11 protein-coding genes are annotated in these 14,214 nt (G+C 64.5%); all 11 read right to left on the bottom strand.

Features of this window, described 5'->3' with window-relative positions:
- Nucleotides 1-23: 23 nt before the first annotated feature.
- The 11 genes from Mal64_RS13165 to Mal64_RS13215 all read right to left on the bottom strand — a co-directional run bounded on the left by Mal64_RS13165 (nucleotide 24) and on the right by Mal64_RS13215 (nucleotide 13,742).
- Nucleotides 24-1,082, bottom strand: a complete 1,059-nt coding sequence (locus tag Mal64_RS13165) for a glycoside hydrolase family 43 protein (protein WP_146400998.1) — start codon at nucleotides 1,080-1,082, stop codon at nucleotides 24-26.
- Nucleotides 1,083-2,234: 1,152 nt separating this feature from the next.
- Nucleotides 2,235-2,774, bottom strand: a complete 540-nt coding sequence (locus Mal64_RS13170; protein ID WP_146401000.1) for a DUF7691 family protein — start codon at nucleotides 2,772-2,774, stop codon at nucleotides 2,235-2,237.
- A 4-nt stretch (nucleotides 2,775-2,778) separates the two neighbouring features.
- Nucleotides 2,779-3,654 carry a hypothetical protein gene (locus tag Mal64_RS13175; RefSeq protein ID WP_146401002.1) on the bottom strand — a complete coding sequence of 292 codons (876 nt, stop codon included), beginning with the start codon at nucleotides 3,652-3,654 and terminating at the stop codon, nucleotides 2,779-2,781.
- Between the two features lie 310 nt (nucleotides 3,655-3,964).
- A complete protein-coding gene (locus tag Mal64_RS13180) occupies nucleotides 3,965-5,494 on the bottom strand; it encodes a TolC family protein (protein WP_197525741.1) in 1,530 nt (509 codons plus the stop codon).
- Nucleotides 5,495-5,709: 215 nt separating this feature from the next.
- Complete coding sequence (locus tag Mal64_RS13185; protein WP_146401006.1) at nucleotides 5,710-7,140, bottom strand: HlyD family secretion protein; 1,431 nt, start codon at nucleotides 7,138-7,140, stop codon at nucleotides 5,710-5,712.
- Nucleotides 7,133-9,268: an ATP-binding cassette domain-containing protein gene (locus Mal64_RS13190; protein ID WP_146401008.1), complete on the bottom strand. Its 2,136-nt coding sequence runs from the start codon at nucleotides 9,266-9,268 to the stop codon at nucleotides 7,133-7,135. Before Mal64_RS13190 ends, Mal64_RS13185 begins: the two co-directional genes overlap by 8 nt.
- Nucleotides 9,265-9,603, bottom strand: a complete 339-nt coding sequence (locus Mal64_RS13195) for a winged helix-turn-helix domain-containing protein (protein ID WP_146401010.1) — start codon at nucleotides 9,601-9,603, stop codon at nucleotides 9,265-9,267. The genes Mal64_RS13190 and Mal64_RS13195 overlap by 4 nt, the downstream gene beginning before the upstream one ends.
- 488 nt (nucleotides 9,604-10,091) lie before the next feature.
- Nucleotides 10,092-11,204 (bottom strand): TRAP transporter substrate-binding protein DctP, encoded by a 1,113-nt coding sequence (gene dctP, locus Mal64_RS13200; protein WP_146401012.1) that lies wholly within the window; start codon nucleotides 11,202-11,204, stop codon nucleotides 10,092-10,094.
- Nucleotides 11,201-11,833, bottom strand: a complete 633-nt coding sequence (locus Mal64_RS13205) for a MarC family protein (protein ID WP_146401014.1) — start codon at nucleotides 11,831-11,833, stop codon at nucleotides 11,201-11,203. Before Mal64_RS13205 ends, dctP begins: the two co-directional genes overlap by 4 nt.
- Nucleotides 11,834-11,872: 39 nt before the next feature.
- A complete protein-coding gene (locus Mal64_RS13210; RefSeq protein WP_146401016.1) occupies nucleotides 11,873-13,162 on the bottom strand; it encodes a TRAP transporter large permease in 1,290 nt (429 codons plus the stop codon).
- A 10-nt stretch (nucleotides 13,163-13,172) separates the two neighbouring features.
- Nucleotides 13,173-13,742, bottom strand: a complete 570-nt coding sequence (locus Mal64_RS13215; protein ID WP_197525742.1) for a TRAP transporter small permease — start codon at nucleotides 13,740-13,742, stop codon at nucleotides 13,173-13,175.
- Between the last annotated feature and the right edge of the window lie 472 nt (nucleotides 13,743-14,214).

Consider the following 14,214-nt stretch of genomic DNA (forward strand, 5'->3'; position numbering starts at 1 on the left):
CAAGAGTGGGCTGCCTTTGAGGATCAGTCAGAGCTCAGCGTGAATCCCCAGTGTCTCGATAGCGTCTCGGCCTCGCGACGAGTGAGGCGGACGACCGATCCGTGCTTGGGACGCTCGAAGTTGCCGGCCTTCATCGGACCCTCGTTGAAACGCCCCAGGTCGGTGAAGGTCTTGAAGTCGGTCGTCTCACGGAAGCCGAAGTTGGGCGGCTTGAGGCCATAGATGTCGTACATGAGCACCCATCTGTCTTCGCCGATCCGTTTCCAGACGTTCGGAGCCTCGCATTTGAGCCGCTCCGAATCGCACCACGCCGGGTCGTATGCGTACCCTTCGGTCAAGCGGTCTGAGACCGCTTGCTTGACGCCTGGCGTGCCGTCGTGGGGCACGTAGAACAGGTGGAATTTGTTGCCGACTTGGGTGATGTCGCCGTCGATGTAACTGCAATCGATCGGGTAGTCGAACAGCAGCTTTGGCGGTTCCGACATCTCTGTGAATTCGTCGTTGAGGTAGGAATAGTAGAGGCGGTCTTGCGCTTTCCCAAACCGCATCGAGAAGTAGAGCATGACCTTCTTCTTGTCGTGGTCGTAGATCAGCTCGGGCGCCCAGGCGCTGCCAATCCCTTCGAAACCGGGGAAGGCTTGATCGATTCGGACCACCGTGTGCGTCCAGGTAATCAAGTCGGCAGACTTCATCAACACCACCGCCCGGTTATTGCCCCAACCAAACTGGTTGGCGTCGCGCTGCCAACGGGACGATCGATGGCCCGCGGCCTGCGCGTAGATGTGCAGGTCGGTGGCCGCCATGTAGAAGGCGCCATCGGGCCCGCGCATGAGGTGCGGGTCTCGCACCCCCTTCTGCTCAGAAATTTCGGCCCCGTCGATGACCGGTCGCCCCCCGTTCACGTCACGAAAACGATAGCCGTCCGGGCTAAGGGCGAAGTGGATGCTGTGCGTCTCGTCCTTGAAGTAGACCAGCAGATATGCCGCCAGATCATCTTCGACCGGCGCTGTAGCGCTGGAGAGATTTGCGGTAAGACCGGCGAGCAACATGGCCCGCACAATGGCCGAGAGTCCGATTTGCATGGGCTGAGAAAAGTCTTGCAGGAGACGTAAGAGTCGGCGCCTTCGCCATCAATAGGCAGCCGCCATTATCGCCTAAGGATCCTGCGAGTGCCAGGACTCCGGCCTGACGCTGAACCTGCTGCACCCTCGCACTCCGGGATATCCCAAGCCGCCCAGAGCGACGCATCCGCTGTCTCGGCATGCAAGTCCCAAGCCCCGGCGGTCGTTACCACGCCGGGGCTCTGGCGACCTCCCAGAGCGGGGCTGTTCCTTCATCAAGCATGCTGGCGTGCCGCGGCGCGATTCCCTGAACGTATTGCGCTGGTCGGTCGGTTGAGGCAGAACGCACGGCGTTCTGCCCCACGGAGGGCGGCATGCGACGGGCGGTTGCGATCGAGTTGACACGAGGGCCGATGTCGCACTCGGCGCATCGAAGAGTAAGAACGAGAACGTCGAACGCTCCGGAGCAGCTCGAGCCGCCGCTTCCAGATCCAGTTCCAGGAAAGGGCTACCCAACATTCCACGTAGAGATTGACGGCTTCACGTTCGTGTTCGTATCGATCATCGAGTTGGACGAATGCCTTGAAGTCCATTCTCAGAAGCTTCTTCCAACTACAACGCAGCTATGCGCGGTTTGCTCATAGGTGTAGACGCTCGGCTCGCGATCGGCGTCATGGCTTCGTCAGCCTGCATCGACAATGCACCGCATTGCCTGCTCCGGCTTCCTCGCCACGCCGCCAATCGCTTCCCCGCTCGTACACACCAATTCGAAAACCGCTCTAGCTCGCACGTAAGTACAAATGGGTGACCCACATTTGCAGTTTGGGTCGAGCCGTAGGCGAGTACCCGGGATGTACCCGGGATTCGATCGAGACTACCGAGAACGCCGAGATGCGCGATATTCTAGTGACCGCTAGGCAGCCGTAAGCTGTTTGTTAGAACGGGTTTCAGTCAACGCCTTTCGGCGCGTCTACTAACTTCGGGACGCAGAGGTCGCAGGTTCAAATCCTGTCAGCCCGACTTTCTCTAAAAACCGCCGAAACAAGCGCTTTTGTTACCCGCCGGCGGTCGGCGGCGCGGCGTTTCCCGCGAGCGCAAAACCGTAGATACGGTTTTAGCGTTCCCCTCATGGGAGACACGCGCCATGCAGCGTCTTGTTCGGTCCGTCCCGCTCTAGCCGTAAAAGCCGATGACGTCGAGGCCGTCGTCGGCCACCGACTCAAGCACGTCGAGCAGGTCGAGCCGGGCGGCGCCGACGACACGATCCTCGCCGTCGGCGATCTCGGTCGGTTGCGTGGCGAGGATCTCCTGGACGCCGTCGCGGGGGAAAAACAGGGGTTTGTAACGCGAGCCTTGCTGTGGAACGCTCACCGGCAGGGGCGTCTCGAAACCGGCCCGCAGCGGGGCGATCAGGCCGAAGAATTTCCAGTGCGCGTCCTCCAGGGCGGGCAGGTCGATCGGCTCCCCCAGGTGCTGGCAGAGGGCCTCCAGGCCGTGAAGGTAGTCCGCCTCCTCCTCGCCGAAGTCCCCCATGACGAGCAACTCGACCGTCTTCTCCAGAGAGAAGCCCTCCCCGTCCCGCTCCTCCTCGTCCCGCTCAAACAGCTCCCTCAGGTTCTCGCGAGCCGCGGCCAAAAGCTCCTCGCTCCGGCCGCCGACCGCCTCGGCGAGCTTGGCGCCGTCGATGGCGTAGAGGTGCACGCAGTAAGACATGGCTTCAGCCCTCGATGCCGAGGCTCTTGCGGGTGACGATCGCCGACAATAAATCTCCGGGCAAGCCTTCGAGTGACATGCCCTTACGTTTCGCCAACGCCGTGACAATCGACCCTTCGATCGTGACGTAGTCGGGGAACATCTCCTTGGCAAACTCGCGCTTGAGATAGTGACGCATCCAGGCGGCCATTGCCGGCAAGAGCGAGTCCTGGTCCGCTTGCTCGATCGCCACGAGGGGCTCCAGCAGCAGCTTCGCTCGCTTGGTCCTGGCCTTGGCGATACTCTCGATCAACGGCTGGCATTCCGCTCGGTCAAACGAAACCCCTCGGATCAGAAATGACACGAGTTTGAGCCAAGCGTTGTCCGCGGGCGTCAGGTCATAGAAGGCTTCGTCGTAGGGAAGGTCTGGCGTAACCCACTCAGCAAGGCGTGAGCATGCGGAATCGTCTCCCGCCAGCAGGCCGAGGAACAGGCCGTCTCGGAAGACCTCTGCCCATTCCAGATTGTCGTTGTCGGGCCGACGCTCCATGCACTCCGCATAATCCGGCCACCGCACGTAGTCGCCGTAGAAGTAGTCCACGGCGATGTCGGTTCCCGCCTGCAGAACCGACGAAGCCTCGGCGCCCGCCTCCCACAGGCCCCAGTGCATGAAAACCACGCTCTTGAGGCAGTCACTCAGATCAAAAAACCGGCAATACCGTTGGTCTTTATCCGGCGGATAGTTGCCGACTCCCATAAATTGCGACGGCTGGTTCTTAACGATCTCGGCGATCTCGGCGAAGCTCCTGTCGCCTACCCGGAGCGAAGCAACTTCTTCTCTGGACGGCATGTGGTTGCAGGTCCTCTCAATCACACCGAAATAAACACGCAATGTTCGCAAGCCATCGGCTCTTGGTAGGGCATACGCCCCAACAGTCTTATATCGTCTGGATTCGCCACACGCAACTTGGGTGAGACTCGTCCGAGTGATCCGGCCTTCGGCTTGGGCGCGATCAAAAGTGCGGCCACCAGAGGTTTAAAGTCCGGGCAGTGAGCCCGACTTTCCTCTCTCGTAAAAGCTTGCTTTTTGGGCGTGGACCGAAGCATCTTAAGTGCGGGATGCACTAAACGATGCACGAAACGGAGCCCGCCCCGTGGCACGCCCCGGCAAGCCCTTCTTAAGCGTGCCTACCAAGAGTTGGTGTTGCCGCTTACTGCCTGAAACCCTGGGCGGACTCCAGTCCTAACGCGGCGGCGTAGTCGGCTTGCGCGACGAAGTAGTCGGTCTGGGCCTCGACTCGCGCTGCGGCGGCTTCGGCGGTCTGCTGCTCACGGAGGTTGAGGTTGAACAGCGTGCTCTGCCCCAGTTCGTAGAGCCGTCTCTCGGCCGACTCCATCTGCTGGGAAAGAGTGAGCCCCTCGGTCGTTTCTTCGACCCGCTCGGCGGCGGCTAAGAGGGCGGCGTGGGAGGCCTGCGCTTCGGCGACGATCTTGTCGGCGGCGAACCGGGTCTTCGCGCGCAGTTGGGCGAGTTTGCCACGCAGCTGCCTCGCTTTGCCGAGCGCCTTGCGGCGCTCCAGCGGCACGGTCAGAGTCAGCGACGCCTCCAACTCGAACTCCGACTTGTCGCCCTTCGAACTGGTCGGCTCGCCGACGTCCTGGGCGACCAGCAGGCCCGCATCGACTTGCGGGCGGGTTTCGTTGTTCGCTTGGCGGAGCAAGACGCTCAGCTGCCGTTCGACGAGTCGCAACTCTTCGAGTTCGGGGCGGTTGGCGCGCGCCGTGGCGGTGTCCGCCACGGAGCCCCACTCGTCTGGCGACGGCGTCGGGGGGTAGTCGACGTTCGCCGCCTCGACAGGCAGCACCACCGGCGCGCCGCTGTCGTCGCGGAAGAAGAGCGACAGTTTCACGGCCGATTGCTCGAGCTTCCTGCGTGCGTCGATGAGCTTCGCCCGGCGTGAGACGATGATCCGCTGATTGTCGATCAAGTCGATCTCGGCCTTCTCGCCCAGCTCGACTTGGCGATCGAGGTAGCCATTGCGGTCGTTCCCGAGTTGGAGCACGCCTTCGGCGATGCGGTGGTTGGCCGCTGCGGCGACCCATTGCCAGTAGGCGACGGTCGCATCGCGGACCGAACCGATGAGGACGGCGCGGATCTCCGGCTCCACCCGCCCGCGCTCGAGCTGCGATCGCCAGAGCTCGGCGCGGTTGGCGTCGATGTTTCGGTCGCGGGCGAGCGGGGCGACGATGCCGGCCTTGAACTCGCCCCCCTTGTTCGTCTCGCGCTCGAGGTACCAGGGCTCGAACTGCCCGCGGCCGACGCGGTAGCCGGCGAAGGTCTGGCCGCCCCAGTAGGTGTCGCGCTTCAGCCCGATGTTGTGCCAGTAGTTCTTGTAGAAGTCGAGCGGCTGCGAGGTGCTGGCGCCCTCGAGCTTGTGGTCGAAGGCGCCCCACGCGGAGAGCGTCTCTCCCGAGGCGACCGCGCGCGACGCGAGCGCCTGCTGGATGAGCGGGAAGTGCGCGCGGACCGAGGCGACGAGGCCCGGCAGCGAGGGGGCTTCGATCGGCATGGGCGGGGCAATCACCTCCGCCGTTTCGACATCAACCGGCAACCGAAGAGGTTCGCTGTCTGGCGTGTCAGCGGGGGGCGCCTTCTCGGGCTTGTCGTAGACAACCTGGTGGACCCTCTCGACCGCCAGATCGGGGGGCGCATGGGGCGCCGTCGCGGCGGTGGGTTTCATGCCCGAGCGGCACCCGACAGCGCACGCAGCAAGGACCGACGCCTTTGCCAAGGCTTTCCATTGCCACCGCATGCCAGCTCCACAGAAGTCGCCCAGTAGACCGACGCCTGGATTACCGGCGCCTCCCCTACAATCGGTCCCCAGGGCTCATCTGTCCCATGCTGGCGCCACGAGGCCGCAAGGTCCCCCACGCCGTGGCGCCTTGGGGGGTCTAACTAGATTTTAACCTTGGGCGGCTTGGACGGCTTGGCGTCCTGCTTCGAATCGAGCGCCGGCGGGAAGCCGTTCATGCGCCTCCACACCTCGTAGCCCAGGGGGACTTGGTCGAGCAGCAACCAGGCGTTCGCGCGCACGCCTTGCCGCAGGTAGGGGTGCTCGGGCCAACTCGCGTCTTCCGGATCGGGAACGATAACGACTCGAAACTTGCCGGCGCCGTTGTCCGTGGGGTCAACCAAAGCCACCGTGCCGCCGAATGTGCCGACCGCCACGCTCGGCCACCCGGAGAACTGCACCGCGGGCCAGCCCTCGAACTGCAGCCGCACGTGCCGGCCAGGTGCGACGAGGGGCGCGTCGTTGCCGGCGACCCAGACCTGCACGGCGGGACTCGCGGTCTTTGGGACGATCCGGCAGAGCTGGTCGCCCGGCTTCACGATGGACGAGCTGTCGAAGACCGTCAGGTTCATCAGGTAGCCGTCACGCGGCGCTCGGACGTCTTGGGTTTGCTGAACAGCGACCTTGCGTTGCTGGTCGAGCAGCTTCGACTCCTTCTGATTGATCTCCTCGCTGGTCTTGTTGATGTCGATCTCGGCCTTGGAGACATCGGCGCTGGCTTTCTCGAGCTGCGAGAGGACCTTCTTGATCTTTGCCTCCCACTCCTGCCGCTTGGACTCGCGCTCGCGTTTCTTGCCCTCGACGCCGTTGCGGGCGTTCTCGACCTCTTGCTCGGCGACCTTGGCGTAAGCCTTCGCGTCGCGGTACTTCTGTTCGCTTTGTTGGGCTTTGAGCTGCGACTCGATTCCCTCTTCGAACAGCTTTTGTTTCCGTTGGAAATCGGCCTCCGCCTGCCACAGCTTCGCCTCGGCGGCGGTCAGCTTGCTCTGTTCGGAAGAGAGCTTGTTGGCCGCCTGATCGACGAACCGGTCGTAAGCGCCCACGAGCTCGTCACGCGCGTTCCGCATCGCTTCGAGCTCCTCGGTCGTGATCTCGACGATTCGCAGGTTGTTGTCTCGCAGCTCACGCGCCCGCTCGAGGCGGTTCTTGGCGACGGTGAGCTCCGCTTGAGCGTTCACCACCTGCTGCTCCAAACGGGCCAGGTAGAGCGGGTCTTGGTCCTCAATGCGGAACAGCAGCTGCCCCTTGGAGACGTAGGCGTTCTCGGCGACCCCCTCGCCCCGGTCGGCGATGCGGCCCTTGATCGGAGCCTGCACCGATTGCGGTCGTTCGAAGGGGTCGAACGCGATGACGCTTCCTTGCCCGCGGATCGATTGTTGCCATGGCGCCAGCAACATCGCCAGCGTCACCACGACGATCAAGACAAGCAGCCACCGCCCCAACAGCCGGACGGATCTGGCCACCCGCGCCAATCGCAGCGCCGGGAATCTCTCTTCCTCGTGCTTGGTCGAGAGGGGCGTCTCTTGGCTATGCATTGCTCGCCTCCTTCGGGGCTCGGAGCGCGCGGTTGTTCGGAGCCGTCAACTCCAAGACACGCTCGAACCTGTCCGCCAAGTCTTGCCGCCCGGTGGTCAGCAGGAGCGTCCAGCCGCCTTCGGGGTCGAGCAACGCGGAGAGGGCGCGCTCCAGCTGCTCATCCGGCAAGCCGTCCAAGACCCCATCGACCAGCAGGAGTTTGGGCTTGCCGGCGATCGCCCTGGCGAGCATCAAGAGCCTCTGCTGCCCTCCGCTCAACGGGGTGGCGGCGGGGGTGAGCGGCGTGTCGAGGCCGTCGACCAGGTCGAGGCAATCTTCCAGCAGGCCGACCGCTTCGAGCGCCGCACGACTCTCCTTGGTCCCGACCTCCCGTCGCCTCAAGTGGACGTTGTCGGCGAGGCTCCCCTCAAAGATCTCGGGCTCGCTCGCAAGAGCGACCGACGATCGCAGCATGTCCGGGCGGGCATCCCGCGGGTCGAGACCGGCGATCGTGACCCTCCCCGCCGCGGGATCGGCGGCGCCGTAGAGCAAACGGCAGAGTGCGGACTTCCCGGATTTCGCCCCGCCAAAAACCGCCACGCGATCACCGGGCGCCGCCTCGATCGTGACCCCCGACTCGAAACGCCCGCGAACACCCGACAGGCGCAAGTTCTTGAGCGAGAACAACAAGCCCTTGTCACCGGACTCTAGCGTCAAGGCTCCGTCGTGGCGTTCGACCGGCAGGTCAAAAAGAACGCCGAGCTTGTCGATCGCGGCGACGAGGTCGTAGAAGCCCTCTAGGTGTTTTCCGATCTTGGCGAGCGAGCCCAAGATGGTCGAAACGATCAGCTCGGCGGCCACGAGTTGGCCGAGCGAGAGTTGCCCTTGGATCACCAGCCAACCTCCCCCGCCCAGCAGCACCGTGCCGGCGACCGCCTGCAGGGTGAGCACGAACACGATCTGCCGGAACAAGACCGAGAAGTGCGTCCGCCGACTGCTGAGGTACTTGGTCGTGAGCAGGTTCGCTCGGTCCGCGGCGAACTCCGCGCCGCCGGAGGGTTTGAACGCCGTGCCGCAGCGTATCAGGTCCTCGAACCAAGCGGCCAACCGGTACTTATATTTTGACTCATCGATCCCTGTGCGAATCGCCCCGCGCCCCAGGACAAACAAACCACCAACCACGAGCAGCAACAGCAGCACGTCGAATCCCAGCAGCCAAGGGTGGTAAAACGCCAGGACCGTCATGCCGACCAGCGTGGCGAGCACCAGGCTCACGCCGTCCAGCAGCAGCTGCGCGACGACCTTCTGCAGCGTCACCACGTCGAAGAAGCGATTCGCGAGTTCGGGGCCGTACGCGCCGCCGAGGCGGCCGGTGTCGACCCGCGGCAGGCGGTACGCCAAGTCGGCCGAGACCCGCGCGAAGAGGCGCCGCTGGATCACCTCCGCCACGTAGGTCTGCATCGCTCGCATCACGGCGGCGAAACCCAAGAAAGCAAACAGCAGCAGCGCCAGCACCAGCAGGGGTTGGAGCAGCCGGCCGAAGGTGACCGTGTTGACGAGCGACTCGACCGCGATCGGGGTCGAAAGGTTCAGCACCCCGGCGAAGAACGCGAACACCAGGATGATCCAGATGTCGTTCCATTCCGGGGCGAGCAGCTTCTGCAGCCGTGCAACAGGGCGTTGAACGAACCGCGAGTTGTGGGCCGAATCAACCGACTCGCTACTCTCGACCACCAGCCACTGGCTTGGTGCGGACGCCCCCCCGCCACCGCTGGCCAATGCGCTTTCGATGATCATGGATCGCTCATCGATCTCGCCCACGGCCAATTCTGCGCTCGACCCACCGCCCACGATCACCAATGGCCCACGCCCCTCGTCCCAAAGGCCGAGAACCGTGGCGCCACTCTCAGCAAGGCCACGAGCGTCCTTCAGACCGAGTTGGGCCTCATGGGCGCGCAGGTTCAAGCTGCGACAAGCTTCGGCTAGCCACTTGCGCCATTGATCGGATTCCGCCCCCGGCCACGCGTCGCGCGCCTCGCGTAAGAGTTGCTCGGCACGGAGGTGCTCGATCGGCGAGCGACACTCGCGGCTGACCCTCACCAGCACACCGGCAAGGGCTGAGGCCGAGGGGGCGACGCCAATGCTCATCGCTGCGTCTCCGATTTCTTCGGGCTTCGCTTCGGCTGCTTGCCCACGTGGCCGGTGACGAGTTCAAGGAGTTGATCGACCGTGCGGTGCGATTCGATCGGGTGCCGCAGGGGCATACGCTTGGCGATCTGGTACCGGTTGCGGCGACCAACCCGCTCACGGCGGAGATAGCCCCCCTCTTCCAACTCACGAACGATCCGCTGCACCGCCCGCTCGGTGATGCCGATCCGCTGTGCGACTTGGCGCAGCACGAGGTCCGCCTCGCTGTGCAGAAGGATCAGCACATGGGCGTGGTTGGAAAGGAAGGTCCAAGGCGGCTGAGTGTCGTCGGTCATGTTCAGTGGCGGGAATGCGACCTGCGGCGCGAGGGGTGCGGTCCTAGCCAGTTAACCCCACTCCATCGAACGGCGCCGCTAGTGGCCCGCGTGGACTCTAGAGCGGTTTGCTCATAGGTGCAGACGCTCGGCTCGCGATCGGCGTCATGGCTTCGTCAGCCTGCATCGACAATGCACCGCATTGCCTGCTTCGGCTTCCTCGCCACGCCGCCAATCGCTTCCCCCCTCGTCCACACCAATTCGAAAACCGCTCTGGTCAACTATAATACGCGAACTGAATTACGCCAATCGCATTGCGTACTTTTTATGTCGCAAGTCTTAGGACGCGAAAAATGCGGCAAACCCGCTCTCCGTCGTCCGCGCCGCCTACTGCGACTGATCTTCTCTGGTAAGTCATCGCCGTCGGCGGCCCTTCGCTCTGCCGATCGCAGAACCCAGAACGGACTCTGCTGGCGAGCCGCGCCGTATCGAGACATGGCCGGCCGAATTCACTCGGCTTCGGTCACCGCCGCCTCGATCAAGCGGAGCATCCGCTCGGCATCGGGGCCACCGGTGTCGAGGTAGGTTTGCTGCACCGCCTCGCTGGCGCTGGCGAAGGCTTGCCGCTCGCCGCTGGTGAGCGGCGGCGTGATGGTCAGCAGCTCGTTGCAGTCGACGAGCTCGGCTCGCTCCTCGGGCGTGAGCGCGGCGAGGAAGTTGGTGAAGTCGCCGCACAGGCCGAGCCGCGCGCCGCGGGCCTTTTTGGCGGCGATGATCGTCTTCAGGCGGTCGGTCTGGAAGGCGACTTGGCGGTCGAAGATGTAGCCGTTGAGCGCCGCGATCGTGTCGTCGATCAGCCGCCGGTCGGACTCGGTCTGCCCCTCGTAAAACTCCCGGTTCGCCGCCGCGGTGGTCACGAAGTGGGCGTGGCCGGGGAAGATGAGCCAGTCGGTCACCTCGTAGAATTTCTGGCGCTCGATGGCGAAGACCGGATTCACCTGGGCGTCGACCATGCCGAGCTGCAGGGCGCTGTAGACCTCGGAATAGGGCAGCGGCGTGGCGCTGGCGCCGTAAGCGTTGTAGGCGTGGAGCAGGATCGGCGAGGTCATCACCCGGATCTTCACGCCGCGGAAGTCGTCGGGCCGGCGGATCTCCTTCTGGGTGGTCCAGACCATCTCGCCCTCGGGGAAGATCGACAGGAGCTTCCACCCCTTCGCGGCGTAGAGCTTGTCGAAAGCCGCGAGCAGCTCGGGCGAGGCGAGCGCCCGCTGGTTGACCGCGTCGTCGTGCGACAGCACGAAGTGCAGCAGGAAGGCTTGGGTCTCGGGGATGAACTTGCCGATCGAGCCGGGCGAGGCCATCGCGAACTCGATGGCGCCGAGGTTGAGCTGCTCGGTCATCTGGGTCGACGTGCCGAGGGGGCCGTACGGGTAGACGACCACGTCGATCTCGCCGCCCGACGCCCGCTCGACGCGCCGCTCGAACTCGAGCGCGTACGCGTGCTGCACGCTCCCCTCCGACTCCTCGATGGCGAAGCGCCACACCCGCGGGCCGTCGCCCCCGGTCCGTGCTTCGCCGCAGCCTAGGCTGGCGACCAGCAGCAGCAAGAGCCAACGCTTCATGCCGCGCCTCCCGTCGAGATTTCGGCGATCCAAGAGCCGACGCCGCGCATGATCATGTCGACCGCGATCGTGCCGATCAGCAACGCCGCCACGCGGCCGGTGATCTCGAGGTAGCGCTCGATGATCTGCTCGTTGCGTTTGCGCACGGCGTCGAACACCGCCTTGGTGAGCAACAGGAAGACACAACTGAGGGCGAGCGACGTGGCGATAGCGCCGCACGCCATCGCCGGCGGCAGGCGGTTGCCGATGATCACACTCGCGCTGACCGTGCCGGGGCCGATCATGAACGGCATGGCGAGCGCGCCGGCCATGTGCCCGGGGGTCCCGCGCAGCGACACGATGAGCATCGCCCCGCTGGTGATCGACTTCAGTGCGATCACCAAGAACAGCACCCCGCCGAAGACCTGGAAGGCCTCGAAGCGGACTTGCAGCAGGTCCGAGAAGAACCGCTCGCCGCAGAGGGCGAACAGGAAGAACGCGGCGCCGCTGATCATGAACGCGCGGAGCAGCACGCCGGTGAAGACCCGCAGCGTGAGGCTGGTCATCACCTCGTGGAGGTACGCGCTCATCAAGAACGGGTTGAATAAAACCGCCATGAGCACGACCGCGTCGAGAAACGTTTCATCCATCGGGTGTCGTCGCTGTAGGTTCTAGTCTTCGCGGGGTGGTTATGTCGGAAACGCCAGGTCGCGCAGCCACAGGCTCAGCGCGGGGAACGCCAGGACCAGCAGCGCCGCGACGAGCAGGATCACGATAAAGGGGGGCGTGCCGCGGACCACCGTCCAGTAGGGCTGCCGGAAGACCGCGATCGCCGTGAAGATGTCGCACCCGAAGGGGGGCGTCGCCGAGCCGATCGCCACCTGCAGGGTGACGACCACGCCGACGAGCACCGGGTCGATGCCGGCCGCCACGGCGATCGGGTGGAAGATCGGCGTGAGGATCATGATCACCACGATCGGGTCGACGAACATGCAGCCGACGAAGAAGGCGGCGGAGATCGAGAGCATGATCGGCCAGTAGCCCGACCCGGCGTTGAGGCCGACCTCGGCGAGCAGCGTCTGCGGCAGCTGGGCGAACGAGATCACCCACGAGAACGACGCCCCGGCGCCGACCAGCACGAACACCACGGCGGTCACGAGCCCGGTCGACAGGGCGACCTTGGGCAGGTCGGCCAGCGAGAGCTCGCGGAAGACAACGATCTCTAAAAACGCCGCGTACAGGACCGACACGGCGGCCGCCTCGGTCGGGCTGAACACGCCCGAGTAGATGCCGCCCAGGATGATCAACGGGAAGCCGAGCGGCAGCAGGCTGCGGCGCGTCGCCCGCCAGCGCGCCGCGGGGGCGGCCTTGGCGGGCCGCTGGTCGTGCCCCGCCGGCGAGGCGAAGTAGCAGTACAGGCAGAACATCGCCAGGATCAGCAGCCCCGGCCCCACACCGGCCAGGAACAGCTCGCCGATCGACGCGCCCGACACCACGCCGTAAACGATCATGCCGATGCTCGGCGGTATGAGCAGCGCGATGTCGCTGGCGTTGATGATCAGCGCGGTCGTGAACGAGTCGGAGTAGCCCGCCTTCAGCAGACGGGGACGCAGCGGCCCGCCGATCGCGACGACCGTCGCCTGCGTCGACCCGGACATCGCGCCGAACAGCGTGCAACTCACCGCCGTGGTCATCGGCAATCCGCCGCGCACGTGCCCGACGAAACTCATCACCATGTCGAGCAGCCGATCGGCCGCCTGGCCGCGGGTCATGATGTCGGCGGCGAAGATGAACATCGGCACGGCGATCAGCGCCGCGGGAGTGACGCCGCCGATCCATTGCTGGATCAGGATCGCGGGGGTGATGTCGCCCGGGTAGTAGGTCACCAGCACGGCGAGCGCGGCTACTGCGAGCGGCACCATCATCGGGAAGCCGACGAGCAGCAACACGATCATCACCGCCGCGATGAGCAAGGTCATGCCGAGCACGCTATTCGCCTCCCGCCACGTTTGAGGGAGAGGCGGGGTCGTCGTTCGCTGCCTCAGCTAGCCCAGCAGCGGGTGTCCCCGTCACGGGTGAGGCTATGTCGGGTGGGGTTGCCGAGCCGAAGGCGCGGGCGGCGTACTGCAGACCCGCGAGCAGGAACCCGAGGGGCGCCACCGAATCGACCAAGTAGTACGGCGCCCGCGTGACCGGATAGACCCCGCCCATCTCGTAGACCGCATAAACGTAACGCGCGGCGTAAGCCGCCAGGGCGAGCATCGCCAGCGCGGTTGCGCCGCAGACGATCCGCTCCCACCGCGCCCATGCGGCCGCGGGGAGTTGCTCCGTGAGGGCGGTCATGCGGATGTGCCGATGCAATCCGGCCGCGTAGCCGAGACCGACAAACGTCACGGCGATGATCAAGAACTGCGATAGCTCTTCGGCCAAAGCGAGGCTCACGCCGAGCAAGCTGCGGCTCATCACGTTCGCGATCGTCAGCGCGGCGATCCCCAAGATCGCCGCCGAGAGGACGAACGCTTCGATCTTCTGGAGAAGAGCGGCGGAGGTAGAGATCAAGCGAATCATTACGCGAGCAACTATCCCAGATACGGCGCCGGTAGGAAAGGTACGCCCCGATCGCACGCGTTTGCTACGCGAATGACCCAGCTTTGGCGTTCGAGTTCGCTAACCGGCTCATACCCTCGAGACTCGCGGCAAACCCGCGCCGCTCGGCACGCGCGTTCGAACTCCGCCAATCTCGTCTGAGCGTAGGGCCTGCATGAGCCCGAGGTGTCCCCAGCTCATCATCTATAAATTTTTTTCCAACGCCTGCGTGCTACTGAGCTGCTGGTGAAGCAGCCACTCTGGTCGGCAAAGTGTCAATCACTTTCCACAATCGGATTCGCGGCAGGCAAGATCACCCTCAAACCGGGCGGCGTGAGCAGTAAAGGCTCGCTAGCAGAGACTTTGCGGCTTGCGAGGGCGTCCGGCCCAAACTTGCCGACCGGGGTGAAGGCGGCTACAATGATTTCCCGATTGGTTGCATATG

It is taken from the genome of Pseudobythopirellula maris, from assembly GCF_007859945.1.
Taxonomy (GTDB): Bacteria; Planctomycetota; Planctomycetia; order Pirellulales; family Lacipirellulaceae; genus Pseudobythopirellula; species Pseudobythopirellula maris.

Bases quoted from the DNA above. Each gene is read 5' to 3' on its own strand.
- Mal64_RS13165 (WP_146400998.1), bottom strand. From the start codon at position 1,082: ATGCAAATCGGACTCTCGGCCATTGTGCGGGCCATGTTGCTCGCCGGT.
- Mal64_RS13170 (WP_146401000.1), bottom strand. From the start codon at position 2,774: ATGTCTTACTGCGTGCACCTCTACGCCATCGACGGCGCCAAGCTCGCC.
- Mal64_RS13180 (WP_197525741.1), bottom strand. From the start codon at position 5,494: ATGAAACCCACCGCCGCGACGGCGCCCCATGCGCCCCCCGATCTGGCG.
- Mal64_RS13185 (WP_146401006.1), bottom strand. From the start codon at position 7,140: ATGCATAGCCAAGAGACGCCCCTCTCGACCAAGCACGAGGAAGAGAGA.
- Mal64_RS13190 (WP_146401008.1), bottom strand. From the start codon at position 9,268: ATGAGCATTGGCGTCGCCCCCTCGGCCTCAGCCCTTGCCGGTGTGCTG.
- Mal64_RS13195 (WP_146401010.1), bottom strand. From the start codon at position 9,603: ATGACCGACGACACTCAGCCGCCTTGGACCTTCCTTTCCAACCACGCC.
- dctP (WP_146401012.1), bottom strand. From the start codon at position 11,204: ATGAAGCGTTGGCTCTTGCTGCTGCTGGTCGCCAGCCTAGGCTGCGGC.
- Mal64_RS13205 (WP_146401014.1), bottom strand. From the start codon at position 11,833: ATGGATGAAACGTTTCTCGACGCGGTCGTGCTCATGGCGGTTTTATTC.
- Mal64_RS13210 (WP_146401016.1), bottom strand. From the start codon at position 13,162: ATGACCTTGCTCATCGCGGCGGTGATGATCGTGTTGCTGCTCGTCGGC.